At 71.8% G+C, this 23,465-nt stretch carries 25 protein-coding genes; 11 read left to right on the top strand and 14 right to left on the bottom strand.

Annotation, left to right across the window (positions count from 1 at the left end):
- Nucleotides 1-223: 223 nt before the first annotated feature.
- The 8 genes from OG534_RS21625 (at nucleotide 224) to mscL (ending at nucleotide 7,507) form a co-directional block, all read left to right on the top strand.
- Nucleotides 224-1,744: a potassium/proton antiporter gene (locus OG534_RS21625; RefSeq protein ID WP_442807121.1), complete on the top strand. Its 1,521-nt coding sequence runs from the start codon at nucleotides 224-226 to the stop codon at nucleotides 1,742-1,744.
- A 367-nt stretch (nucleotides 1,745-2,111) separates the two neighbouring features.
- On the top strand, nucleotides 2,112-3,467 hold the full coding sequence (locus tag OG534_RS21620; RefSeq protein ID WP_326589922.1) for an MFS transporter: 1,356 nt from the start codon (nucleotides 2,112-2,114) through the stop codon (nucleotides 3,465-3,467).
- A gap of 67 nt (nucleotides 3,468-3,534) precedes the next feature.
- Nucleotides 3,535-3,849, top strand: a complete 315-nt coding sequence (locus tag OG534_RS21615; protein ID WP_326589920.1) for an FmdB family zinc ribbon protein — start codon at nucleotides 3,535-3,537, stop codon at nucleotides 3,847-3,849.
- A gap of 75 nt (nucleotides 3,850-3,924) precedes the next feature.
- Nucleotides 3,925-4,758: an S-methyl-5'-thioadenosine phosphorylase gene (locus tag OG534_RS21610; protein WP_326589917.1), complete on the top strand. Its 834-nt coding sequence runs from the start codon at nucleotides 3,925-3,927 to the stop codon at nucleotides 4,756-4,758.
- A 108-nt stretch (nucleotides 4,759-4,866) separates the two neighbouring features.
- Nucleotides 4,867-5,424, top strand: coding sequence for a carboxymuconolactone decarboxylase family protein (locus OG534_RS21605; RefSeq protein WP_326589915.1), 558 nt, complete (start codon nucleotides 4,867-4,869; stop codon nucleotides 5,422-5,424).
- Between the two features lie 16 nt (nucleotides 5,425-5,440).
- Complete coding sequence (gene pyrF / locus OG534_RS21600) at nucleotides 5,441-6,232, top strand: orotidine-5'-phosphate decarboxylase (RefSeq protein WP_326589913.1); 792 nt, start codon at nucleotides 5,441-5,443, stop codon at nucleotides 6,230-6,232.
- A gap of 207 nt (nucleotides 6,233-6,439) precedes the next feature.
- Complete coding sequence (locus tag OG534_RS21595) at nucleotides 6,440-6,883, top strand: hypothetical protein (protein WP_442807120.1); 444 nt, start codon at nucleotides 6,440-6,442, stop codon at nucleotides 6,881-6,883.
- Between the two features lie 120 nt (nucleotides 6,884-7,003).
- Complete coding sequence (gene mscL / locus OG534_RS21590) at nucleotides 7,004-7,507, top strand: large conductance mechanosensitive channel protein MscL (protein ID WP_326589911.1); 504 nt, start codon at nucleotides 7,004-7,006, stop codon at nucleotides 7,505-7,507.
- A 22-nt stretch (nucleotides 7,508-7,529) separates the two neighbouring features.
- Here the strand turns inward: mscL and OG534_RS21585 are convergent, their stop codons facing one another.
- From OG534_RS21585 to OG534_RS21550, 8 genes are all read right to left on the bottom strand, one after another.
- Nucleotides 7,530-7,742, bottom strand: coding sequence for a hypothetical protein (locus OG534_RS21585; protein ID WP_326589909.1), 213 nt, complete (start codon nucleotides 7,740-7,742; stop codon nucleotides 7,530-7,532).
- 37 nt (nucleotides 7,743-7,779) lie between these two features.
- On the bottom strand, nucleotides 7,780-9,213 hold the full coding sequence (locus tag OG534_RS21580; RefSeq protein ID WP_326589906.1) for a NarK family nitrate/nitrite MFS transporter: 1,434 nt from the start codon (nucleotides 9,211-9,213) through the stop codon (nucleotides 7,780-7,782).
- A gap of 2 nt (nucleotides 9,214-9,215) precedes the next feature.
- Nucleotides 9,216-9,584: a hypothetical protein gene (locus OG534_RS21575; RefSeq protein ID WP_326589904.1), complete on the bottom strand. Its 369-nt coding sequence runs from the start codon at nucleotides 9,582-9,584 to the stop codon at nucleotides 9,216-9,218.
- On the bottom strand, nucleotides 9,581-10,234 hold the full coding sequence (locus OG534_RS21570; RefSeq protein ID WP_326589903.1) for a QcrA and Rieske domain-containing protein: 654 nt from the start codon (nucleotides 10,232-10,234) through the stop codon (nucleotides 9,581-9,583). The genes OG534_RS21575 and OG534_RS21570 overlap by 4 nt, the downstream gene beginning before the upstream one ends.
- Nucleotides 10,231-10,887 carry a 4Fe-4S dicluster domain-containing protein gene (locus OG534_RS21565; protein WP_326589902.1) on the bottom strand — a complete coding sequence of 219 codons (657 nt, stop codon included), beginning with the start codon at nucleotides 10,885-10,887 and terminating at the stop codon, nucleotides 10,231-10,233. The genes OG534_RS21570 and OG534_RS21565 overlap by 4 nt, the downstream gene beginning before the upstream one ends.
- 6 nt (nucleotides 10,888-10,893) lie before the next feature.
- Entirely contained in the window at nucleotides 10,894-13,224 is a 2,331-nt protein-coding gene (locus OG534_RS21560; protein ID WP_326589900.1) for a molybdopterin oxidoreductase family protein, read from the bottom strand.
- Entirely contained in the window at nucleotides 13,221-14,360 is a 1,140-nt protein-coding gene (locus tag OG534_RS21555) for an MFS transporter (protein WP_326589898.1), read from the bottom strand. Before OG534_RS21555 ends, OG534_RS21560 begins: the two co-directional genes overlap by 4 nt.
- A 121-nt stretch (nucleotides 14,361-14,481) precedes the next feature.
- Nucleotides 14,482-14,832, bottom strand: a complete 351-nt coding sequence (locus OG534_RS21550; protein ID WP_326589896.1) for a hypothetical protein — start codon at nucleotides 14,830-14,832, stop codon at nucleotides 14,482-14,484.
- Between the two features lie 255 nt (nucleotides 14,833-15,087).
- Here OG534_RS21550 and OG534_RS21545 point away from each other — a divergent pair, with 255 nt between their 5' ends.
- Together OG534_RS21545 and OG534_RS21540 are read left to right on the top strand one after the other, a co-directional pair.
- The gene (locus tag OG534_RS21545) at nucleotides 15,088-16,248 is read left to right on the top strand and encodes a low temperature requirement protein A (RefSeq protein ID WP_326589894.1); all 1,161 of its coding nucleotides are present in this window, start codon (nucleotides 15,088-15,090) and stop codon (nucleotides 16,246-16,248) included.
- Between the two features lie 107 nt (nucleotides 16,249-16,355).
- A complete protein-coding gene (locus tag OG534_RS21540; protein WP_326589893.1) occupies nucleotides 16,356-17,615 on the top strand; it encodes a cytochrome P450 in 1,260 nt (419 codons plus the stop codon).
- An 82-nt stretch (nucleotides 17,616-17,697) separates the two neighbouring features.
- On the opposite strand, the gene OG534_RS21535 is transcribed toward OG534_RS21540, so the two are convergent.
- Both OG534_RS21535 and OG534_RS21530 read right to left on the bottom strand, forming a co-directional pair.
- A complete protein-coding gene (locus tag OG534_RS21535) occupies nucleotides 17,698-18,192 on the bottom strand; it encodes a DUF5949 family protein (RefSeq protein WP_326589891.1) in 495 nt (164 codons plus the stop codon).
- A 56-nt stretch (nucleotides 18,193-18,248) separates the two neighbouring features.
- Entirely contained in the window at nucleotides 18,249-18,863 is a 615-nt protein-coding gene (locus OG534_RS21530) for a hypothetical protein (RefSeq protein ID WP_326589889.1), read from the bottom strand.
- A gap of 177 nt (nucleotides 18,864-19,040) precedes the next feature.
- Here OG534_RS21530 and OG534_RS21525 point away from each other — a divergent pair, with 177 nt between their 5' ends.
- Complete coding sequence (locus tag OG534_RS21525) at nucleotides 19,041-19,466, top strand: DUF6299 family protein (RefSeq protein WP_326589888.1); 426 nt, start codon at nucleotides 19,041-19,043, stop codon at nucleotides 19,464-19,466.
- A 61-nt stretch (nucleotides 19,467-19,527) separates the two neighbouring features.
- Here OG534_RS21525 and OG534_RS21520 read toward each other — a convergent pair whose 3' ends face one another.
- The 4 genes from OG534_RS21520 to OG534_RS21505 form a co-directional block, all read right to left on the bottom strand.
- On the bottom strand, nucleotides 19,528-19,695 hold the full coding sequence (locus OG534_RS21520) for a hypothetical protein (protein ID WP_326589887.1): 168 nt from the start codon (nucleotides 19,693-19,695) through the stop codon (nucleotides 19,528-19,530).
- 71 nt (nucleotides 19,696-19,766) lie between these two features.
- Nucleotides 19,767-21,854, bottom strand: coding sequence for a SpoIIE family protein phosphatase (locus tag OG534_RS21515; RefSeq protein WP_442807119.1), 2,088 nt, complete (start codon nucleotides 21,852-21,854; stop codon nucleotides 19,767-19,769).
- A gap of 12 nt (nucleotides 21,855-21,866) precedes the next feature.
- The gene (locus OG534_RS21510) at nucleotides 21,867-22,124 is read right to left on the bottom strand and encodes a hypothetical protein (RefSeq protein WP_326589886.1); all 258 of its coding nucleotides are present in this window, start codon (nucleotides 22,122-22,124) and stop codon (nucleotides 21,867-21,869) included.
- A 25-nt stretch (nucleotides 22,125-22,149) separates the two neighbouring features.
- Nucleotides 22,150-23,457 (bottom strand): NAD(P)-binding domain-containing protein, encoded by a 1,308-nt coding sequence (locus OG534_RS21505; protein ID WP_326593743.1) that lies wholly within the window; start codon nucleotides 23,455-23,457, stop codon nucleotides 22,150-22,152.
- Nucleotides 23,458-23,465: the final 8 nt, after the last annotated feature.

Raw genomic sequence — 23,465 nt, 5'->3', positions numbered from 1 at the left:
TGGGAGCAACCATAGGCGCAGGACCCTCTTCGTTGATCCGCCAGGGGTCGAGGAGCTGAGGACAGGGGCGAACAGGCGTTTCACAATGTGGTTATCGCGTAAAGGGCGCGTCAAAGATTAGGTAAGGTAACGAACTACTTGCCGAACTTGCCGCCGGGAGGATCGATCCGCCGGGCGCATCGAGGAGGGCCGCCCGCTGACTGTCCACACGCTGAATGAGCTCTTGCTGGTCTGCTCGCTCGTGCTGCTCGTCGCCGTGGCGGCGGTGCGCGTCTCGTCACGCAGCGGCCTCCCCAGCCTGCTCATCTACCTCGGCATAGGCATCGCGATAGGCCAGGACGGCATCGGCAACGTCGTCTTCGACAACGCCGAGCTGACCCAGGTCATCGGCTATGCCGCGCTCGTCGTGATCCTCGCCGAGGGCGGTCTGGGCACCAAGTGGAAAGAGATCAAGCCGGCGCTGCCGGCCGCGATCATGCTGTCACTGGTGGGCGTGGCGATCAGCGTGGGCGTGACGGCGGCGGGGGCGCACTACCTGGTCGGGCTGGAGTGGCGCCAGGCCCTGCTGATCGGCGCGGTCGTCTCCTCGACCGATGCGGCGGCCGTCTTCTCCGTGCTGCGCAAGGTCCCGCTCCCCTCCCGGATCACGGGTGTCCTGGAGGCCGAGTCCGGTTTCAACGACGCACCCGTCGTCATCCTGGTGGTGGCCTTCGCGACCGTCGGCCCGGTGGACGACTGGTACGTGCTGCTCGGCAAGATCGCGCTGGAGCTGGCCATCGGCGTCGCGATCGGCCTGACGGTCGGCTTCCTCGGCGCCTACGGCCTGCGGCACGTGGCACTGCCCGCCTCCGGCCTCTACCCGATCGCCGTGATGGCCATCGCGATCACGGCGTACGCGGCCGGCGCGATGGCGCACGGCTCCGGCTTCCTCGCGGTGTACCTGGCGGCGATGGTGCTCGGGAACGCCAAGCTCCCGCACTGGCCGGCCACCCGGGGGTTCGCCGACGGGCTCGGCTGGATCGCCCAGATCGGCATGTTCGTGCTGCTGGGCCTGCTGGTCACCCCGCACGAGCTGGTCCACGACTTCTGGCCCGCCGTGGTCATCGGGCTGGTGCTGACGATGGTGGCGCGGCCCCTGGAGGTCTTCGTCAGCCTGCTGCCCTTCCGGATTCCCTGGCAGGAGCAGGCCCTGATGTCGTGGGCGGGCCTGCGCGGAGCCGTGCCCATCATCCTGGCGACCATCCCGATGGTCTCCGGGATCGAGGGCAGCGAGCGCGTCTTCAACATCGTCTTCGTCCTGGTCGTCGTCTACACCCTGGTCCAGGGGCCGACCCTGCCCTGGCTGGCGCGCAAGCTGAACCTCGGGAAGGGCGAGGAGACCGCGTCCGACCTCGGCATCGAGTCGGCGCCGCTGGAGAAGCTGCGCGGACACCTGCTCTCCTTCGAGATCCCGCCGACCTCGCGGATGCACGGCGTGGAGGTGAGCGAGCTGCGGCTGCCGCCGGGGGCCTCGGTCACCCTGGTCGTCCGGGACGCGAAGAGCTTCGTACCACTGCCGTCGACCGTGCTGCGGCGCGGGGACGAGCTGCTGGTGGTGGCCACGGATCCGGTACGGGACGCGGCGGAGGCGCGGCTGCGGGCGGTGGCCCGGGGCGGCAAGCTGGCGGGATGGCTGGGCACGGGCGAGAACGGATCCGGGCCATCCGGTTCACCGGGTTCACGTCGAGGCCCCGGTTCCCATTAGAGCGGCGTTCTAATTCGGCCAATTTAGGCGCCTTATGCCCGCTTTTATCCCCATTTCTAAGCCTCTCGCGTGCAAAGCTCCCGTTAATCGCAGGTGAAGACACGGCTTGTCACCGTAATCACAGGGCGTGGTAGAGGCTTCCCCTGTACGATGAAGGCACAACAGATCGAACCAACTCTGCCTGACGCAGAGCTGGCGCGACCGCAAAGCGGCCGTGGCTCCCTCCCGCAGTGGGTGCCCAGGTATCACTCGGTTCTGCGCAAGAGGACAGCTCTCGGGGCTCCCACATGTACGGGTGCGGCCGCTCACAAGGCGGAGCACCGCCCGCAGACGGGGACGCTCTACCAGGCAGCGGAAAGGCCAGGCCGTGACATCCGCGGTCACGACCGACAAGTCCGCCCGCCCCGGCTACGGGAAGCTCCTGCGCACGCCCGGCGCCCTCGGCTTCGTACTCCCCGGCTTCGCAGCCCGACTCCCCTTCGGCATGCTGACCATCAGCATCCTGCTGCTGGTCCAGCACACCACCGGTTCCTACGGCAGCGCCGGCATCGTCGCCGCCGTCACCGGCGTCTCCATGGCGCTGTCCGCGCCCCTGATGGGCATCTTCACCGACCGCCTCGGCCAGAGCGCCGTCCTGCTGCCCGTGGTCCTCGCGCACGCCGCCGCCGTCAGCGGCCTGACCGCGCTCGCCCTGCTGGGGGCGCCGGTCTGGGCCCTGGCACTGGCCGCCGTACCCGCCGGCGCCTCGGTGCCGCAGGTCGGACCGATGGTCCGGGCGCGCTGGGCCGCCAAGCTGGAGGGCTCGCCCCTGCTGCCGACGGCCGCCGCCTTCGAGTCCGTCACCGACGAGTTCACCTTCGTCGTCGGCCCGGTCCTGGCGACCGCGCTGTGCACCGGCGTCCACCCGGCGGCCGGCCTGGCCACCGAGGCCACGCTGACGCTGCTCGGCGGTCTGCTCTTCGCGGCCCAGCGGGCCACCCAGCCCAAGCCGCACGCCCCGTCGGCCACCGGTGAGAAGCGCGCCTTCGCGCTGTCCTTCCCGGGCCTGCGCGTCCTGATCTTCGCCTTCCTCGGGATCGGCGCCGTCTTCGGCGGCATGCAGGTCTCGCTCGCCGCCTTCTCCGACGAGATCGGCAACCCCGGGGCCAACGGCCTGCTCTACGGCGTCTTCGCCGCCGGCAACATGATCGCCGGCATCGCCATGGGCGCCATCGCCTGGAAGATCGGCCCGCGCCGCCGGCTGATCCTGGGCTACATCGGCCTCACCGCCGCCGCGTCCGTCCTGTGGGCCGCCCACTCGATCATCCTGCTGGGCGCGCTCGGCCTGGTCGTCGGCCTGTTCATCGCCCCGGCGCTGATCACCGGCTACACGATGGTCGAGCAGCTGGTCCCCGCGGGCGCCCGGACCGAGGCCTTCACCTGGCTGACCGGTTCGATCGCCTTCGGGCAGGCCATCGCCGTCACCCTGGCCGGCCGCCTGACGGACGCGCACGGGTCCTCGTTCGGCTTCCTGGTGCCCATGGCGGCCACCGCGCTCGCGCTGACCACCCTGCTGGCGCTGCGCGGGAAGCTGGCCCCGAAGGCCCCGAGCCGGATCGTGAACTCGTCCGGTCCGGGCGCCGCGCCCGCGGCCCCGGCCACGCCGGCCACCTCCTCGCCGACCTCCCGTCAGCGGTTGAACGAGCGTGGGATGGGTCACCGCGTGCCGGTGACGGTGGACTGATCCGCCGGAATACGTCACCATGGAGCGTCGTTAGCACTCATTGAGTGAGAGTGCCAGGAGGAAATTCGTGCCGACCTACCAGTACCAGTGCACCGAGTGCGGTGAGGGCCTTGAGGCCGTGCAGAAGTTCACCGATGACGCCCTGACCGTGTGCCCGAGCTGTGACGGACGCCTGAAGAAGGTGTTCTCCGCGGTCGGCATCGTCTTCAAGGGCTCCGGTTTCTACCGGAACGACAGCCGTGGCGCCTCGTCGAGCAGCACGCCTGCCTCGAAGCCCGCCTCCGGTTCGTCGTCGTCCTCGACGTCGACCGCTGCCGCCGCTCCCGCCGCTTCGTCCTCCTCGACGTCGTCGAGCACGAGCAGCTCCACGTCGGCCGCCTGATCGCTTCTCCCCGAGGCCCCGCCCGCCCCTGACCGGGCAGCGGGGCCTTCGGCATGCCCCGTTAGGGTGGGCCGCATGGTGAACGCAGAGATCGGTGTCATCGGCGGCTCGGGCTTCTACTCCTTCATGGAGGACGTCTCCGAGATCCAGGTGGAGACCCCGTACGGGCCCCCGAGCGACTCCCTGTACGTGGGCGAGCTGGCCGGCCGCCAGGTGGCCTTCCTGCCCCGGCACGGACGCAGCCACACCGTCCCGCCGCACAAGATCAACTACCGGGCGAACCTGTGGGCGCTGCGCTCGGTCGGCGTCCGCCAGGTGCTGGGCCCGTGCGCGGTCGGCGGTCTGCGGACCGAGTACGGACCGGGCACGCTGCTCGTCCCCGACCAGCTGGTCGACCGTACGAAGTCGCGCGTGCAGACCTTCTTCGACGGGGAGCCGCTGCCGGACGGGGCGGTTCCCAACGTCGTGCACACCACCTTCGCCGACCCGTACTGCCCGGTGGGCCGGTCGGTGGCGATCGCGGCGGCCCGGGGCCGGGACTGGGAGCCGGTGGACGGCGGCACCATGGTCGTCATCGAGGGGCCGCGCTTCTCGACGCGGGCGGAGTCGCAGTGGCACGCGGCGGCGGGCTGGTCGGTCGTCGGCATGACCGGGCACCCCGAGGCGATCCTCGCGCGCGAGCTGGGGCTCTGCTACACCTCGATGGCCCTGGTCACGGACCTGGACGCGGGCGCCGAGACGGGCGAGGGCGTCTCCCACACCGAGGTCCTGAAGGTGTTCGGCGAGAACGTCGGCCGGCTGCGCGAGGTCCTCTTCGACGCGGTGGCGGCCCTGCCGCCGACGGAGTCCCGCGCCTGCCTGTGCACGCACGCGCACGACGGCTGGGACCTGGGCATCGAGCTTCCCTGACCCCCTGCCGCGGGGGCATCGCGCGGCGGCTGTCACATTCGCCCCGGCTGTCCGGTCCTCCTTGATGAGGGCGGTAACAAGACCGCCCCTGCCCGGGAGATGACTGTCATGCCGCGTATCTCGCTCACCCCGCCCCGCACCCTCCTCATGCGCATCGGCTCCTGGTACTCGCGCCGTACGTACGGCAAGGTGCTCGACCCCGGCCAGGCCTACGGGCACCACTCGCGCGTGCTCTTCTCGTACGTCCGCCTGGAACAGCGGGCGGCGAAGTGGAACGCGCTCGACGCCGGTCTCAAGCACCTGGCCGTGATGGCGGCGGCGGCCCGCATCAACTGCTCGTGGTGCATGGACTTCGGCTACTGGGAGGGCCACGAGCTGGGCGTGCCGACGGAGAAGATCGAGCGGGTGCCGCGGTGGCGGGAGTCCCGCGAGGTGTTCACCGACCTGGAACTCCTCGTCATGGAGTACGCCGAGGCCATGACCGAGACCGAGCCGGCGGTCACGGACGAACTCGCCGCGGAACTGATCGCGCGGCTCGGCGAGGCGGCGTTCGTCGAGCTCACCGCGATGGTCGCCCTGGAGAACTGGCGCTCGCGCGTCAACAGCGCCTTCGGCCTGACCAGTCAGGGCTTCGCGGACGCCTGCCGGATCGCGGCCGGGCCGTGACGCCGACAATGACGGCGTGAACACGGACTTCCCCTGCGCCGACCGCAAGGTCATCGTCGCCCTCGACTTCGACGACCGCCGGGCCGCCGAGGAGCTCGTCGAGCGCCTCGGCGACGCGTGCGGCTTCTACAAGATCGGCCTGGAGCTGCTGACCGCGGCGGGCCCCGGGCTCGCGCGCGACCTCGTCGAGCGGGGCCACGAGGTCTTCCTCGACCTGAAGCTCTTCGAGATCCCGAACTCCGTCGCCGGCGCCGTCCGCGCCGCCGGCGCCCTGGGCGCATCCATGGTGACGGTGCACGGCATGGGCGGTACGGGGATCATGTCCGCGGCGGTCGAGGCGGCGCGGGAGTTCCCGCGGTTGCGGGTGCTCGCGCTGACGGTCGTCACCAGCATGACCGCCGGCGACCTCGCGGACATCGGCATCGAGGCGGACACCGAGGAGCAGGTGCTGCGGCTGGCCCGGCTGGCGGTGGGCGCGGGATGCGACGGGGTCATCGCCTCGCCGCGGGAGGCCGGGGTGCTGCGCGAGCTGCTGGGGCCGGACCGGCTGATCGTGACGCCGGGGGTGACGCTGGGGCCGGACGTGCCGGCGGGTGGAGCGGCAGGCGGATCGGCCGGTGGCTCGGTAGGGGGCCCTGCGGGCGGCCCTGTGGGCGGCTCGGCGGGCGGGCATGCGCGGGCGGGGACGCCCCAGGCCGCCTTCGCGGCCGGGGCCTCGCACGTCGTGGTGGGCCGGTCGATCGCGAGGGCCGCGGACCCGGTGGCCGCGCTGCGGCGGGCGCGGGCTGCGGGTAACTCCTGCGGGTGACGGGGTTGTCCACAGGCTGGGGACTGTCCACAGGCCCCGGCGGGATTCCCCGGGAGGCCGGATCGTGGGATGTGTCCGGGCGACGGGTCCGGGCACAGCAACTCACTCGGTCTGGTGGTGTTCGTCATGTCCCGTTGTTCCACGGCCTCTTCGACTTCCTCCGCGTGTCCCCCCGCGCGCCCGGTCCCGCCGTTCCCACCGCTTCGCGTGGGGCGGGGCGGGGACCGGCTGCACCGGGCCCTGCGGCGCAGGCGGCGGGCCGCCTCGGCCGGGCTGGCCGTCGTGGCGGCGGCCCTCGCCGTGGGCGGGACGGAAGCACAGGCTTCGCGGGGCGCCCCGCCGCCACCGGTACGGGCCTCGCACGGCTCCGCACCGCCCGCGGCGGTGCGGATGGTGTCGGCCCCCGTGCGCATCGCGGACGCCGCGACGGTGCGCCTGCTGCGGCCCGGGGACCGGGTCGACGTGGTCGCGGCGGAGCGCGCCGGACCGCCCAGGGTGGTGGCCGCGGGGGCCCGGGTTTCCGAAGTCCCCCGTCCGGACGCAGGCGTTGGGGACGGTGGGGCCCTGGTGGTCCTGTCCGTGCCCCGGGACACCGCGCGGGATCTCGTGGGAGCGGGCGCCGTGACCCGGCTGGCGGTGACGTTGTGTTGATTCGCACACGTGGCCGGTCAATTCACCTCGGGGCGGGGGCCGATTGGACACGCCGCGCCCGGACTGCCGTAACTTTCGGAACCGTTGGCTCCGTGTTCGGCACATGTGAAGAAAGGCTCAGTGGTGAGCGAGAAGAAGAAGGAGAGCGTGCTGGCAGGCTTCAAGGCCTTCCTGATGCGCGGCAACGTGGTCGACCTCGCGGTGGCCGTGGTCATCGGCGCCGCGTTCACGAACATCGTGAACTCGGTGGTCAAGGGCATCATCAGCCCGCTGATCGGCGCGGTGGGCACGCAGAGCCTGGACGGCTACAAGTCCTGCCTCAAGAGCCCGTGCGGCGTCGGTGCGAACGGCCAGCCGACGGGCGTGGAGATCCTCTGGGGCTCGGTGCTGAACGCCACGCTGACCTTCGTGATCACCGCCGCGGTCGTGTACTTCCTCATGGTGCTGCCGATGGCGAAGTACCTCGCCAAGCAGGAGGCGCGGCGCAAGGCGAAGGAAGGCGTCCAGGAGACCATGGAGATCACCGAGCTGGAGGTCCTCAAGGAGATCCGGGACGCGCTGGTCGCCCAGCGCACCAACGGCGGCGGCAGCGCCGGCCCCGGGGGTTCGCGCGACGCGTTCTGACCGCTCCGGCCGCCTCGGCCGGTCAGATGTGGTGCGGGGGCTTCTCGTCGAGGAAGCGGGCCAGGTCGGCCGCGCTTCCGCCGGCGGGCGGCCGCTCGCCCCAGCCCCGGTCGGTGTCGTCCGAGGACTGCTGGTCCAGCGGGTCGTCGAAGACCAGCCTGGGCTTGGGCCGGGGCTTCTCGGCCCCGGGGACGGGGCGCGGGGGCTGCGGGTCGGAGGCGGGGGTGCTGCTCATGCCTCCAGGGTACGGCCGCCCCGTCGCGCGACCCCGCTCAGCTGGGAGCCTCGGCACCCTTGCGGGCGTAGAACCACCAGCACACCGCCAGGCAGGTGGCGTAGAAGCCGGTGAACAGCCACAGCGCGTGGGTGACGGCCATGGCCGCGAACATCGCCGGGATGAAGAAGAAGCCGTAGGCGGCGATGGCGGAGGAGAATCCGGTGACGGCGCCCGCCTCCATCTCCGACTGCCTCATGGCGGCGGCCTGCGCCTCGGGGCCCTTGCCCTCGGCCTCCCGCATGTGCTGGTCCCGGAAGATGACCGGGATCTGCCGGAAGGTGGAGCCGTTGCCGAGGCCGGAGAAGGCGAAGGCCGCCAGGAAGCCGATGAAGAAGGCCCAGAAGTTGCCCTGGTCCCCGGCGTGCGGCAGCGCGAAGATCACCACGACCAGGGAGGCGGCCATCCCGACGAAGGACAGCAGGGTGACCCTGGCGCCGCCCACCCTGTCGGAGAGCCGGCCTCCGGCCCAGCGCATGAGTGCGCCGACGAAGGGGCCGATCCACGCATAGGTGGTGGCCTGGTAGCCCTGCGCCTCGAAGTTGTTCTTGATCAGCAGGGGCAGGCCGGCGGCGAAGCCGATGAAGGACCCGAAGGTGCCGACGTAGAGCCAGGTCATCAGCCAGTTGTGCTTGCGCCTGAAGATGATCTTCTGCCGGCTGAAGGGTGCCGAGGCCACCTTGAGGTCGTTCATCAGGAACCAGGCGAGCAGCGCCATGATCACGAGCAGCGGCACCCAGAGGAAGGCGCCGTTCTGCAGCCAGATGCCGGTGTTCTCCTTCGCGTCGTGCTGCGGACCGCCCGCCGGGGCGCCCAGCACGGCGGCGGTGACCACCAGCGGGGCGACCAGCTGGACGACGCTCACGCCGAGGTTGCCGAGCCCGCCGTTGAGGCCGTTGGCGCTGCCCTTCTCCCGCTTGGGGAAGAAGAAGCCGATGTTGGCCATCGAGGAGGCGAAGTTGGCGCCGCCGATGCCGCAGACCGCCGCGATCAGCACCAGCTCCCAGTACGGGGTGCCGGGGTCCTGGAGCGCGAAGCCGAGCCACAGCATCGGCAGGACCAGGATGATCGTGCTGAACGCGGTGAACTTCCGCTCGCCGAAGATCGGACCGATGAAGGTGTAGAGGATCCGGAAGGTGCCGCCGGTGATGCCGGGGATGGCGGTGAGCCAGAACAGCTGCGACTGGGAGAAGCCGAAGCCGACGTCGTTCAGCTTGACCACGGTGACCGACCAGACCTGCCAGACCACGAAGGCGAGCATCAGGGCCGGGATCGAGATCCACAGGTTGCGCTGGGCGACCCGGCGGCCGGTGGACTGCCAGAAGTCCTCGTCCTCGGGCCGCCAGTCGCCGATGGTGGCGCCGGGTTCGTAGGTCTCGGCGCGGTGCGAGCCCGCCGCCCGGGGGGTGGGCGTGGGAGTGGGTATGGACATGGTCATCGGTCCTTCGGGTCGAGGAGCCACAGTGCGATCACGACCAGGAAGGACAGGATCAGGAATCCCGCTCCCCACCAGGCCGTGCCGGTGTTGCCCTCCATCCACTCGTTGACGGTGACGGTCAACGCCCAGAGCTGTCCGATGACGACGGTGAGGGCCAGCGCCAGACGGGCGTTGAGCTTCGAGGACCGCTCCGGCTCCTGCTCGGTGCCGGCGCCCGGGCCGGGGCCCGTGTGCCGGATCCGCGGGTCTCCGTAGCCGCTGGTGGAGCGGATCTGCGGGTACCGCTCCCGCACCGGCCGGTTCAGCCGAGGCTGGGCACTGCCCGGCTGGTGGTCCGGGCGCGGAGGCACCTGTGCGTCGCTCATGTCCGCCTGCTCTCAGGGGCGACCGGTGCACCGGGACAGCCCAGCTGGGCCGATTCGAGGGGGTGTGCATCACCGAACTGCCGGCACAGGGCGTCCTTGGCCGGCTCGCCCGACCGGGCGATGGCGACGGCCCAGACACTGCCGTCGGGACGCTCGGTCAGGAAGACCTTGGGGAGCGGGCGGGGTGGGGGTCCCGCGGTCACCTCGCCGGTGCGGGCGTCGAAGACACCCTCGTGGCAGGGGCATAGCAGCTCGCCGTCGGGGCCCCGGTCCTCGCGCCACAGCACGGCGCAGGCCAGGTGGGTGCAGACGGCGGAGTAGCCGACGAGGGCGCCGTCGGCCAGGCGTACCGCGAGCGCCCGGTCCTCGTCGCCGGGGTAGCGGAAGGCCACGGACTGGCCGGGATCCAGCCGGTCGGTGACCTTCTTGGTCGGGGGCAGGGTCTCGCTGTCGCCGTGCCGGTGCAGGATGCCGGCGGCGACGCCGACGCCGCCGATGGCCAGGCCGCCGGAGACGGTGGCGACGATCCGCAGGTAGTCGCGGCGGGTGGTGAGGGAGTCGGCGCTGATCCGGTCACGCAGCTGTTCGGCGGCCTCGTCCCCGGCGGGATCGGAGCCCGGTGCGGGGGCGGGCTGTTGGGTCACGCTCATCGGACGTCGACTCCGCCCGCCCGTCGCCCGCCGCCACCCTCGTTCGAATGCTCTTCGCGCATGTCCACTCCATTGATCTCGACCACGGGCAGACCGCCGGGAACGGGCCACCGGACCTTGTCGGCGGGGACGACCATCGCCACTCCGGTGCTGACCATCACGTCGCCGAAGGCGAAGGAGTCGGCCACCTGGACGCCGGGGCGCTCGGCCTGGAGTTCCTCGAGGGTTCCGTAGAAGAGGGCGCCGGTGGGGCAGACCGTGGCGCACATGGGGGCCAGGCCGTAGGCGGTGCGGTCGTAGCAGAGGTTGCACTTCATCTGCAGCTTCGCCTGGAGGTCGATCTTCGGGACGCCGAAGGGGCAGGCGTTGACGCAGTTGGCGCAGCCGATGCAGCGGGTGGTGTCGGCCTGCTGGACCACTCCGTCGGCGGTCACCAGGATCGCGTCGGCGGGACAGACCTCGGCGCAGGGCGCGACCGGGTCCTCGCAGTGCATGCAGACGGTCGGAAGGGAGGCGACGGACATGCCGGGTTCGGTGTAGTCCAGGTGGATCATCGACTTGCCGCGGTGGGAGTCGCATTCGCGGCAGGCCGAGACGCAGGCCTGGCAGCCGATGCAGCGACCCGGGTCGATGAAGATCGTGCGGCCCATCATGGCGGGTCAGCTCCTCTCCGCCGTGCCACGGCCCTGCGAGGACGTGGGGGGCAGGGGGTCGGTGCGGGCGACCTGGGCCTCCGGATAGGCCTGGTGACCCGGGGCCATGGGCGGTGCCGGGACCTCGTCGACACGTTCGGCGGCCTCGATCCGGGCGGCGCAGACCTTGTACTCGGGAATCTTCGAGCGGGGGTCGAGGGCGTCGATGGTCAGGGCGTTCGCGGCCGTCGGCACGGGCCAGTGGTACGGGATGAAGACGGTGTCCGGGCGGATGGCCTCGGTGACCAGGGCCGGGAAGACCTCGCTGCCGCGGCGGGTGACCACCCGGACCGGGTCGCCGTTGCGGTAGCCGTGCGAGGGGTGGACCTCCACCCAGGGGCGCGGGGTCTGTTCGACGAGGGCGCCCAGCCGGCGGGTCTGGTTGCCGGAGAGGAAGTGGGCGACGGTGCGGCCGGTGGTGAGGGAGAGGGGGTATTCCTCGCTGTAGGGGTCCATCGGCGGGTGCCACTCGACGACCTGCAGGTGGATCTTGCCGTCGGGGTGGTAGGTCCTGCCGCCCTCGAACAGCCGGGGGGTGCCCGGGTGGTCGGTGGAGGGGCAGGGCCACATGATGCCGCCGGTCTCCTCCAGGCGTTCGTAGGTGATGCCGTAGTAGTCGTTGACCGTGCCGGCGGAGGCGATGCGGAGCTCGTCGAACACCTCGCGGGAGCCGGCGAAGTCGAACTTGTCGCCGGCCCCGAGGCGCCTGGCGAGTTCGCACATCACCCAGGTGTCGGTGCGCACTCCGGCCGGGGGCTCCTGCGCCTTGTTGTGCTTGACGACGCGGGCCTCGGTGTTGGCCATGACGCCCTCGTCCTCCGCCCACACGGTGACCGGGAAGACCACGTGTGCGTTGGCCGCGGTCTCGGAGAGGAAGAAGTCGAACTGTGCGTGGAATTCGAGGGTGTCGTAGCCCTGCTTGACCACCCGGTAGTGGGGGAGCGAGACGAAGGGGTTGTTGCAGATGCCGATCAGGCCGCGGATCTCCTGCCGCTGCATCTGCCAGACCATCTCCATCATGGAGGTGCCGGCGGGCGGGAGTTCGGACTCCTCGATGCCCCAGATCCGGCAGATCTGGCGGCGGTGCTCCTCGTTCATGATGGACCGGCCGCCGGGAAGGAGGTCGGACTTCTGGCCGTGCTCGCGGCCGCCCTGACCGTTGCCCTGGCCGGTGATGGTGCCGTAGCCGGCTCCCGGTCTGCCGAGGTTTCCGGTGGCCACGCACATGTTGATGACGGACAGGCAGTTCTCGACGCCCTGGGAGTGGTGCTCGACCCCGCGGGCGTGGAAGGCCATGGCCTTGTCCGCGCCGCCGAACATCCGGGCCACCTGGACGATCTGGGCGGCGGGGACGCCGCAGATCTCGGCGGAGCGCTCGGGCGGGTAGTCCTGGACGGTCTTCCTGACCTCGTCCCAGCCGGTGGTGTGGGCGGCGAGGTACGCCTCGTCGGTCAGCCCTTCGGCGACGATCACATGGAGCACGGCGTTGAAGAACGCGGAGTCGGTACCGGGCTTGAGGGCCACGTGGACGTCGGCGGTGCGGGCGATGGCCGTCTCGCGCGGGTCGACGACGATCAGCGAGGCGCCCCGGTCGCGTGCCCCCCAGACGTACTGGGTCATCACCGGGAAGCACTCCGCCACGTTCGACCCGGCGATCAGCAGGCAGTCGGTGAGGAGGATGTCGGAGAAGGGGTTGGCGGCCCGGTCGATACCGAAGGAGAGCTTGTTGGCGCCCGCGGCGCTGACCATGCACAGGCGGCCGTTGTAGTCGACGTGCCGGGTCTTGAGGGCGACCCGGCCGAACTTGCCGACCAGGTAGGTCTTCTCGGAGTAGAGGCTGGCGCCGCCGAGCAGGCCGAAGGCGTCGTTACCGTGGGCGGCCTGGATGCGCCGGACCTCGGAGACGGTGAAGTCCAGGGCCTCGTCCCAGGACACTTCCCGGAAGTCCTCCTCGCGGGAGCGGCGCATCAGCGGCGCGGTCAGCCGGTCGGGGTGGTTGACCTGCTGGTAGGCGTTGATGCCCTTGGGGCACAGCCGCATCCGGTTGATGTCGTGGTCGCGGGGCTCCACGCCGAAGACCTTGCCGCCCTTGTCCACGCGCAGGTACATGCCGCACTGCACCCCGCAGAAGCAGCAGTGGGTGGGGACGAGGGTCTCGCCGTTCTGGTCTGTGTGCCACTGGTCGGCGGGGATGCCGCCCGCGTCGCGGAAGTTGCGGGTGCCGGGCGGGGCGATCGAGGGGTCGAGGGGGATCGGCACGGGCCGGGACGCGGCCTTGGCGGGGTCGGTCGCGGTCACTTGAAGCCCTTCTTGACGTGGTGCAGGTAGGCGTTCCCGCGCAGCACCCGCTTGCAGCGCGGGCAGTATTCGACGAAGGCGTTGAAGTCGAGCTTCAGGTCCTGCATCGTGCCCCGCAGGTTCTCCACGTACGGGGTGGTGTCGATGGGCTCCCCGCAGCGCTTGCAGGCGAAGACCTGCTCGTCCTGCCGGGCCGTGTACTTGAACAGCTGCATGCCGACGGCGGCCGGGCGCTGGACGATGTGGAAGAACTTCCCGAACGGGATGTAGATGAGGGTGAACACCACCGACACCATGTGCAGGATGGCCAGGAACTCGTAGCCGCCGCCGTGCAGGAAGATCGAGGAGAAGGTCAGCAGCAGGCCGGTCACCGAGATCACGATCAGGCAGATCAGCGGCAGCAAGTCGTAGGCGAAGCGCTGGCCGGTGATGGCGCCGCGGTCCTTCATCCTGCGCCACAGGAAGTACGAGGCCCCGGGGATGACCAGCACGGCGGCGACGTCCAGGCCGTGGAACATCAGCCAGCCCAGGACGTTCAGCGAGTCGAAGCCGATGACCTTGATCCCCCAGATCCGCATCTCGTAGCCGGGGCCCGACCCGCTGTCGGAGGTGAAGGTGAACCAGCCCCAGGTCAGCGGGAAGGTGATGAGGGCGGCCAGGACGCAGCCCCAGAAGATGAGCTGGTGGGCGGCCCACCGGGCGCGGGAGCGGGCGCCGAGGAACTTCTGGAAGCCGAGGTAGGTGGCGATCATCTTCGGCAGGGCGGTGGGTGCCCTGCGGAAGTTGTCGGCCGAGAAGAAGCTGCCGAAGCCTTGTCTGAAGAGGCGGCGGGCGGCGGGCGCGGAGACCCAGACCGTGTACCGGTAGGCCACGCCGAAGGCCAGGAAGACCGTCGCGACGGCGTACGGCAGCAGCGCCGAGTCGAAGTCGCGGAGCATTCGGCTGCCCAGCACGATCGCGGCGACGAGCAGGAGGGAGACCGCGGCGCCGGCCAGGGTGGCCCGTTGGGCGACCCCGCGGCGCGAGCCGCCCGGCGCGGGCGGCGGCGGGCCGGGCGAGGTCTCCGTGGCCTCGCCGGCGCCGGCGGCCCCGGGGGGCGAGTGCGTGGCGGCAAGGGCTTCTGATGGCTCGGGCACAGCCCCACGCTAGGCGATCTGTACCGATTCAGCCCGCTATGCCGGATACGGAATTAGACCGAACGGGGTGACACGGCGAACCCGATGAAGGAGCCGAAGGTGCCGACGTGGAGCCAGGTCATCACCCAGGTGGGCGTTGCCCTTCTCCTGCTTCGGGTAGGAAGGTGCAGAGGATGCGCGCGGTGCCGCCGGTGAGGCCGGGGTCCGCCGTCAGCCAGAAGAGCTGGGACCGGGAGTACCCGAAGCCGACGTCCTTCAGGTTGGTCGCCGTGATGCCCCAGACCTGCCGGACGACGACGGCCACCAGCAGGGCGGGCACCGCGATCCACCGGTTGCGGGTGGCGACCCTCTTCCCCGTGGTGCGCCAGAAGGCCGGATCCTCGGGCGACCATTGCGTGATGGTGCGGCCGGGGCGGTATTGCGCCGGATCGGTGAGCGGCGGCCTGTGCACTTCCTGCGTGGCGGTACTCATGGCGTGGTCCTGAACTGGGAGAAGAGTCCTGTCCTGACCTGTCCAGGCTGCGTTCCCGGGGGCACCCCGCGGCAGCGGAGAAGGCACTGCGGGCGTTGGGACAAGGTCCCGTCGCCCCCAGTGCGTTGGCCGGTAGGCGGTGCCACCGACCCCGGCTGGTCCGGTGGCTCCCCGGGGCGTCCGCCCGGGGCACAGCGGGCGTACGGGCAGCGCGTCCGGCCTGCCGAAGGTCCGCCCTCTGGTCTCCTGGCCGGTATGGCCATCTCCCCCATGACCGCCCGCAGCCGTGACGAGGACCACCGCGCGGCCACCCCGCTGGAGCTGTTCTTCGACCTCTGTTTCGTCGTCGCGATCGCCCAGGCCGGAGCCCGGCTGGTGCACGCGCTCGCGGAGGGCCATCCCGGCACCGGGGTGATCGGCTACTTCTTCGTGTTCTTCGGGGTGTGGTGGGCCTGGATGAACTTCACCTGGTTCGCCTCCGCCTACGACTGCGACGACGTGCCGTACCGGATCGCGACCCTGGTGCAGATCTCCGGCGTGCTCGTCTACGCGGCCGGGGTGAGCCAGGCCTTCGACGAGAACGACTGGACCGTCGCCGTCATCGGCTACATCATCATGCGCGTCGCGCTGACGGCGCAGTGGCTGCGGGCCGCCGCCGGGGAGCGTGGCGCGGCCAGGGCGTCGGCCCTGAAGTACGCGGCCGGTCTGGTGGTCTGCCAGGCCGGCTGGGTGGGGCTGCTGTTCGCCCCGAACGACGCGAAGCGCTGGCTGTTCCTGGTCCTGGTCGCCGCCGAGCTGCTGGTCCCGGTGATCGCCGAGCGCGGGCACGAGACGCCCTGGCACCCCCACCACATCGTGGAGCGGTACGGCCTGTTCACCATCATCGTGCTGGGCGAGACGATCGCCGCGAGCACGGTCGCGGTCAAGTCGGCGCTCGACGAGCACGAGGCCCTCGACGTGCTGCTGCCCATGGCGGGGGGCGGGCTGCTGATCGTGTTCGCCGCGTGGTGGATCTACTTCGCCGTACCGATGCACGAGCACCTGACGTCCAACCGCGAGGCCATCCCGTGGGGCTACGGCCACCTGCTGATCTTCGCCTCCGGTGCGGCGATCGGCGCGGGCATCGAGGTCGCGGTCGAGCACACGGTCGGCAAGGCGCACATCTCGCAGACGGCCGCCAACGCCGCCGTCACCGTCCCCACCGCGGTCTTCCTGTTCATGGTGTGGCTGCTGCACTCCCGCCACTTCAAGCGCGGTCTCGCCCAGCAGCTGGTCCTGCCGGTCTCGGCCGTCGCCGTCCTCGCCTGCACGTGGACGGGCGCGTACGCGGTGCTCTGGGCGGGCCTGGTCGCGACGGCGACGGTCGCGGCCGGTCTGACCCTGTCGGAAAAAAAAGACAGCCCCGCCGACGTTTGAGGCGCGGGGTCCGGGGCGGAGCCCCGATCTTTCCGCCCAGCCGGCGCCCCCGGCAACGGCGCCGCACCGAACCGTCACTCCCGCGCCCCCGCCGCCGTTTCCAGGCCATGACGCTCCCCGCACAACGCCCCGGCGAAGCCCCCGGCAGGGAACTGGCCGAGCCCGGCTTCTGGCTGCAGCCCCCCGCCCACCGCCTCTCCGCCTTCGCCCGCCTCCGCGCGGCCGACGGCCCCGTCTTCGTCCCCGAAGGGGCCGGCCACTGGGCGCTGGTCCGGCACGCCCAGGTACAGGAGGCCAGCCGGCTCCCCAAGGTCTTCGCCAGCGCCCCCGGTGTGACCACGCCCGAGCCGGCCCGCTGGGTCAGAGCCCTCTTCGGGGACTCGATGGTCAACCTGGACGGCCCCGACCACGCCCAGCTGCGCAAGATCGTGCAGCGGGCCTTCACGCCCCGCCTGCTGGCGGCCGCGGAGGCCGACATCCACGCCGTGGCCGCCCGCATCGTGGACGACGTACTGGCCGAACAGCCGGACGAGTTCGTCTCGGCGGTGGCCTCCCGGCTGCCCCTGGAGGTCATCTGCAACATGATGGGCATCCCGGAGCGCTACCGCGCCGAGATCGCCGACCGGGTCAACCACGCCTCCGAGAACATCGGCGTGGAACGCGCCCTGGCCTCCCGGCTGCGGATGCCCGGCCGCGGGCTGCGGGCGCTCGCCCGCATGCAGCGGATGGTGGCGGGCATCGGGCGGGAGCGGCGCAAGCACCCCACCGACGACCTGATCTCGGCGCTGGTCCGCGCGAACGTCGACGGCCAGGCCCTCGGGGCCCGCCAACTCGGCGCGTTCTTCTCCCTCTTGATGGTCGCCGGGGTGGAGACCACCCGCAACGCGATCACCCATGGGCTGACCCTGCTGACCGACCACCCGGACCAGCGGGACCTGCTGCTCTCGGACTTCGAGAAGTACGCCGACGGCGCGGTGGACGAGATGATCCGCCACTCGACGCCCATCATCCAGTTCCGCCGGACGGTGGCCGCCGAACACACCATGGACGGGCACGTGTTCCGCCCGGGCGACAAGGTGGTCCTGTACTACGCCTCCGCCAACCGCGACGAGGCGGTCTTCCCCGACCCCGACGCCTTCGTCATCACCCGCTCGCCCAATCCCCACTTGGGGTTCGGCGGCGGCGGCCCGCACTTCTGCCTGGGCGCGCACCTGGCCCGGGTGGAGATGAAGGCGCTCTTCCGCGAGCTGCTCACCCGGCCGGTGGGGCTGCGCGCGGTGGGCCTGCCGGACCTGGCGGGGTCGAACTTCGACAACCGGGTCCGCTCGCTCAGGTTCGCCTTCGAGCAGCCGGCCCGGCAGCCCTGACGGCGCCCGCCCCCGGCAGCGCACGGAAGGGGGGGCCGGCCACCGGGCAGGCTGGGGGCCCGGCGGCCGGAGCGGGTGGCGGCTACTGCTGCAGGCGCCGCACGGCGAGGACGCAGTGGGCGCTGCCCGTCAGCACCGACTCGTCGCCCGCGAACGCCTGCAGGGTCTTCGCGTCGACCGGCCGCCCCGGGACCGCCTCGGGCCAGGCGCGCGTGGCGAAGAGGAAGTACGCCTGCCCGCTCTCGTTCGCCGCGGCGACCCACTCGGCGGGGGCGGTGCACTGGGCGTTCATCCCGGGCAGGGTGAGCGCGATCTGGTCGCCCTCCAGCAGGATCTGCACCGGGAAGGTGGCCGGGTTGCGGGTGCCGTCCATGACGACGTCGCCGATGGGCAGGCCGATCTCCTCCAGCAGCCCACGGGCCGCCGCCTCGCCCGCCTCACGGCCCTTCGGGCCGTCACCGAGGGTGTAGGCGAGGAGGTACGGGATGTCGTGCGCCTCGGAGGGGTCGCCGATCCAGGCGAGCACCGAAAGGGTGCCGAGCTGGGACCGGTCGATTTCGGCTTGAGTAGAAGTCATGCGCGCACCCTAGTGGTCTGTCCGGCGACCCCCTCACGGCCTTTCACCCGGCCGGGCTAGACGGCCCAGAAACCCTCTCCGGAATTCGCCTGCATGTTCGCGTCCTGGTACTGGAGCCGCACAATGCGCGCGTTTTCCGGGATTTCGAACACCACCCATCCCTCGGCCCGCTCACCGACCTCCAGGGAATCGAAGACGATCGGTTTGCCGGTCGTCAGCTCACCGGTGGACACCACCGGGTGGCGCTGCCCCGCGCTGTCGTGCGCCCACATGCGTCCGAGCGCCCCGTACGAGGCGCCGCCCACGTTGACGAAGGACATCGAGGCGGCCACCCAGCGCTTGCCGGCGGCCGGGGCGAAGTTCTTCTCGACGCTGATCGCGGGGTCCACGTAGGCGTCGAGCTCGACCTGGAGGTGCCGCCCGATCTGTGCGCCGTCCACACGTACGGGGTCACCCACGTGGGCCTCCTTCATAGCGGCCCGCGCGGGCGCGCCCTCCGCGCCCGGCACCCCGTCGTCCACCGGGACGGCGGGCGCCGCGGCCGGGGCGAGCGCGGCTCCCTCGGGGGCGCTCTGGCAGGCCGTGGCACCGAACAGGAGGAGCGGGAGGAGGGCGGTGGCGAGGACGGGGACGAGACCGGGAACGAGGCGGGGAGCGGCGGACTGGCGCATGCGGGATCCCTTCGGGGATGTATTTCGGCCAGTCTCACGCGCCCGAGCGGGCAATTGCACTCACCGACACGAGTGCACGGAGTGCACGCGTACGCCCGCCTGCCAGCACAATTCGTTCCGGCGGATTCCCGCCGCCCACAACCACCCGGAGGAACGATGGGTATTCACGGTTCCCGCATGGCCCTGGCATCGCTCTCGGCCCTGGCCGCCACGGCGGTATTCACCGCACCTGCCGACGCCACCGTTTTCGACCAGGGAATTTCCGTACAACCGTACGGTCATATTTCCCGGGACGGCGAGGTCACCCTTTCCGGCACCTACCACTGCTCCAACCCGTCACCCATGGGGGCGAAGCTCCAGATCGCGGCGGCCGTCGTCCAGGACGGCACCCGGCTCGGCTTCGGCGGCGGCGAGGCGGACTGCGACGGCGAGGAGCACGTGTGGCAGGCCACCGGCTCGCTGAAGTTCACCCCGGGCGTCCACCCGGGCGCGGCACTGGCCGAGGTCCAGCTCAACGAGATCCACTTCTCGGGCCTGATGCCGCGCTCCATCGACACGGTCGCGGAGGACCGCCAGGAGATCGAGCTGATCGACCACGGCTAGGCACCCCGCCGGGTGCGGCGACGGGCCCGGTCTCGGGGCGCACCCCGTCCGGTAGCCGCCGCTACCGGCACTCGGGGGCGACGTCCGTCATCGACATGAAGGCCACCGCCTGGCACCCGGGGACCGCGTGCGGCCGCCCCGTCGTCCAGTCCACGACGGTCGGCACCCCGACCGCCAGCAGGAGCAGGGCCAGGACGCCCGTCACGGCGGCCTTGCTCAGCCCGCGCACAACACGATCCGTTCCATGGTCCGCATCATCACCCCGCCCCCGGCGCCCCACAACCCGGGGTGACCGTCCGGTCACCTCGAGCTCCGGGGGCTGCCCGTGACGTCGAACTCGCACCACACCGCCTTGCCGTCGCCACGGGACTCCACGCCCCAGTGGGTGGCCAGCGCGTCCACCAGCAGCAGCCCGCGCCCGGTGGTGGCCGCCTCGCCCGGGGTGCGCCGGCGCGGCCACATGCTCGAACGGTCCTTGACCCACAGCCGGATCCGCCGGACCGGCTCCGGCAGCACCTCCATGGTCAGCACCGCCCCGCCGTCGGTGTGCAGCAGGGCGTTGACCAGCAGCTCTCCCGCTGCCAGCTCCACGTCGTCGGCGAGGTCCGGCATGCCCCAGTCGCGCAGCGCCTGCCGCAGCGCGTAGCGGGCCTCCGACAGTCCCTCCGGGTCCGCCTGGTGGACGTACTGGTGGATGCGCGGCGCCCGGTGGGTGCCCGGGTCGGGGGCCCTGCGCAGCACCAGCAGGGCCACGTCGTCCCCGGAGCCCCAGCGCTCCCAGAGCCGGTCCGAGAGGTGGTCGGCGAGCGCCCCGGCTCCCTGGGGGCCGGTGCGCACCGCGTGGGCCAGTGCCTCCATGCCCTGGGTGATGGTCGTGCCCGGCTCCTCCACGAGGCCGTCCGTGCACAGCACCAGCGTCTCCCCGGGGACCAGGTCGAGCCGGGTCTCGGGGAACTCCTCGCGCTCGAAGATCGAGGCCAGCCCGAGCGGCAGGCCGCCGCGCACGTTGGGCCAGCCCGTACGCCCGTCCGTGTGCCGGATCAGCGGGCCGAGGTGGCCCGCGCGGACCGCCCGTACGCCTCCCGTCTCCAGGTCCACCTGCGCGTACATGCAGGTGGCGAAGCGTTCGGTGTCGAGTTCGGCGAGGAAGCGCGAAGCCCGGGCCAACACGGTGGACGGTGGATGGCCCTCCCCCGCGTAGGCCCGCAGCGCGATCCGCAACTGGCCCATGATGGCCGCCGCGTGCGTGTCGTGGCCCTGGACGTCGCCCACGACGACGCCGACGCGGTCGCGGGGCAGCGCGATCACGTCGTACCAGTCCCCGCCGACCTCCCGTCCGCTCCAGGCGGCGTGGTAGCGGACCGCGATCTCCCCGCCCGTGATGTCCGGGATCCGGCGCGGCAGCATGGCCGCCTGCAGGCCCGTCGCGAACTCCCGTTCCTGGTCGAAGAGGAGCGCCCGCTGGAGGGACTGGGCCACGATGCCCGCCAGGCCCAGGCACAGGTTGCGCTCCTCCGGGCTGAACTCGCTGCGCCGCCGGTAGAAGAGGACCAGCCCGCCGATGGCCTTGGCCTGCGCGATCAGCGGCAGGTACGCGGCCGCGCTGAACCGGATCCGGTTCAGGTAGTCCGCGAGGAGCGGGAACTCGCCGCCGAGCTCGGTGAGCGAGGTGACGAAACGTGCCTGCCTCGTGAGCACCACGTGCGACAGCGGCAGCGAACCGTCCAGCCGGGTGAACCGGCGCTCGCTGAGGATCTCCAGCGACTCCCCGCTCAACGCGATGATCTTCATCGTGCCGCCCTCGACCAGCCCCAGGGCCAGCCCGTCGGCGCCGAGCCGCTCCAGCGCGCCCGCCCCCGTCAGCGCGGCCGTGACGTCGTCGACCGTCACCGCCCGCGACAGGACGTCCGTGGTCCGCTGCACGATCGTCGTCTGCTGGGCGCGCGCCGCCTCCAGCTTGCGCAGCAGCGTCGCGTGCGCCAGCTCCGCCGTCGCGTCCCGGACGATCCCCACGATGTGCCGCGGCCGCCCCCCGCCGTCCCGGAGCACCCGGCCCGAGGTATGCGTCCACTGGTCGCGGCCGTCGCGCCGCTGCACCATGAAGTACGCGCCGTACGTCTCCTCGCCGCCCTGCAGGACCGCGCCGATGGCCCCGCGCAGCCGGCCCGCGTCCTCCGGCGGGATGCGCAGCGCGACACCCTCCGCGGTGCCGTCGAACTCCTCCGGCCCCAGGTCGAAGACGTCCATGGCGGCCTCGTCCAGCAGCACCGTCCCCGTGCCCAGGTCCCACTCGAAACTGCCCATGCCGTTGAGCGCGAGCCGCTCCCCGGGCGCGGTCACGGGGGACTGCCGGCCCGGCTCGGCTCCGTCGCGCCCCGCCGCTGCCACGTTCGACACCACCTAACGGCCCGGCCAGCACGGCTGGGAGATCAGCCGCTCCCACTCCTCGTCGGGATGCCCCGGGAGGGTGCGCCCGGCCTCCCGCCAGCGCTTGACGACGGAGAGGTAGATCGTGGGCTGGTCGGCGGGGGAGGCCGTCGCATACGGGCCCGCGTACGGGGCGCGGTCGTACCCGGCGGTCCTGGTCGTGGGGGACTGTTCCGCACGGCTGGCGGGAATGCGTACCCAGCCGCGGCCCTGTGCTCGCTCCGCGCTCATCACGGACCCCTTCTCACCGCGGATCTCACCGCAGATACGTCTTCGGATGCCCCGGCGGTGCCCCCGGACCCGGACAGCGTCCGGGGGCAGCAGCCCGGTCGAGCCGGGCGGCACCGGGGGAGCCCGACCGCGGACCCCGGGCACCGAGGCGCTTGCGGACTCCTCTCACCAGTCTCCCCGCCGTGAAGCCCGCACCGTGCACGAATCGCATGGAAGGTCCGAATGAGGGAGCCGCCAGCAGCCCCGCGAAGAACAGACCGGGCCACGAGGACTCGAATCCGGGGCTCAGCTCCGGCGCCCGGCCCTCCCCCACGGTCGCCAGCGCGGCCCGCAGCCCCGCGTCGAGCAGGTCCAGTCGTGCCAGGTCAGGGGCGAACCCGGTGGCCGCGATGACGTGCGCGACGTCCAGCACCACGGACTCGCCCGCCCGGGTGGTCAGCCCGAGCCGGGTCCGCTCGCCGGCCGCGACCGCCCGGTGCAGCCGGTGCCCGAGCAGGACGGGAACGCGCCGCTCGAAGCGGTCCCGCAGCCACCAGGCGCCGGCCGGGCCCAGCGCGGTCGCGGCGATCCGCTCGCGGGTGTGCGCGGGCAGCCGGCGCACCGCCCACGGCAGCTCCGACCACACCCAGCTGCGCCAGCCGGTGCCGAGGCCGCTGTGGGGATCGCGCAGGGAGTGCAGCGGGGGGCGGTTCAGCGGCTGCGGGACGGTGTTCCAGTTCAGCCGGGAGCGGCGGGCGACCAGGCACGGCCGGGCCCCCTGTTCCGCCAGCAGGGCGGCGGTCTCCAGGGCCGCCTGCCCGGCCCCGAGCACGGCGACCTCGCACCCGGCGAAGCGGGTCAGGTCGCGGTGGCCGGTGCTGTGCGTGTAGTGGGCGGGCGGGAGGTCCCGCAGCGCCTCCGGGTGGTGGACGAACGGCATCACGCCGACCGCGAGGGCGACCGTACGGGCGAGCAGGGGCGGCCCCTCGGCGGTGTGGACGCGGAAGCCGTCGCCCTGCGGGGTCACTTCCGTGACGGTCACCTCCTCCACTGCGGGCGCGGCCTGCCGGGCGAACCACATCCCGTACGCACTGAACGTGCCGATCGGCAGCGGAGTGCCGTGTTCCGCGACCACTCCGCGGGTGGCGCAGTACTCGGCCAGGGTGTGCCGCCCGTCCGGCGCGGACAGGTTGGAGGACCAGGGCTCCGACTTCAGGTACATGCCGTCGGGCATGTGGTCGCGCCACGAGGCCATGGGCCGCCCCAGCAGCCGTACGTCGAGCCCCGCGGCCGCGGCGTGGGCGGCGATGGACAGCCCGTACGGGCCCGCACCGATCACCACGAGATCGTCGATCCGCGTCA

The organism is Streptomyces sp. NBC_01294 (genome assembly GCF_035917235.1).
Classification (GTDB): Bacteria; Actinomycetota; Actinomycetes; order Streptomycetales; family Streptomycetaceae; genus Streptomyces; species Streptomyces caledonius.
Note: the sequence above shows the minus strand (reverse complement) of the source record. Positions and strands in the feature narration are given on the sequence as shown.

Bases quoted from the DNA above. Each gene is read 5' to 3' on its own strand.
- OG534_RS21610 (WP_326589917.1), top strand. From the start codon at position 3,925: ATGGTGAACGCAGAGATCGGTGTCATCGGCGGCTCGGGCTTCTACTCC.
- OG534_RS21605 (WP_326589915.1), top strand. From the start codon at position 4,867: ATGCCGCGTATCTCGCTCACCCCGCCCCGCACCCTCCTCATGCGCATC.
- OG534_RS21585 (WP_326589909.1), bottom strand. From the start codon at position 7,742: ATGAGCAGCACCCCCGCCTCCGACCCGCAGCCCCCGCGCCCCGTCCCC.
- OG534_RS21580 (WP_326589906.1), bottom strand. From the start codon at position 9,213: ATGTCCATACCCACTCCCACGCCCACCCCCCGGGCGGCGGGCTCGCAC.
- OG534_RS21575 (WP_326589904.1), bottom strand. From the start codon at position 9,584: ATGAGCGACGCACAGGTGCCTCCGCGCCCGGACCACCAGCCGGGCAGT.
- OG534_RS21570 (WP_326589903.1), bottom strand. From the start codon at position 10,234: ATGAGCGTGACCCAACAGCCCGCCCCCGCACCGGGCTCCGATCCCGCC.
- OG534_RS21565 (WP_326589902.1), bottom strand. From the start codon at position 10,887: ATGATGGGCCGCACGATCTTCATCGACCCGGGTCGCTGCATCGGCTGC.
- OG534_RS21550 (WP_326589896.1), bottom strand. From the start codon at position 14,832: ATGAGTACCGCCACGCAGGAAGTGCACAGGCCGCCGCTCACCGATCCG.
- OG534_RS21545 (WP_326589894.1), top strand. From the start codon at position 15,088: ATGGCCATCTCCCCCATGACCGCCCGCAGCCGTGACGAGGACCACCGC.
- OG534_RS21540 (WP_326589893.1), top strand. From the start codon at position 16,356: ATGACGCTCCCCGCACAACGCCCCGGCGAAGCCCCCGGCAGGGAACTG.
- OG534_RS21535 (WP_326589891.1), bottom strand. From the start codon at position 18,192: ATGACTTCTACTCAAGCCGAAATCGACCGGTCCCAGCTCGGCACCCTT.
- OG534_RS21530 (WP_326589889.1), bottom strand. From the start codon at position 18,863: ATGCGCCAGTCCGCCGCTCCCCGCCTCGTTCCCGGTCTCGTCCCCGTC.
- OG534_RS21525 (WP_326589888.1), top strand. From the start codon at position 19,041: ATGGCCCTGGCATCGCTCTCGGCCCTGGCCGCCACGGCGGTATTCACC.
- OG534_RS21510 (WP_326589886.1), bottom strand. From the start codon at position 22,124: ATGAGCGCGGAGCGAGCACAGGGCCGCGGCTGGGTACGCATTCCCGCC.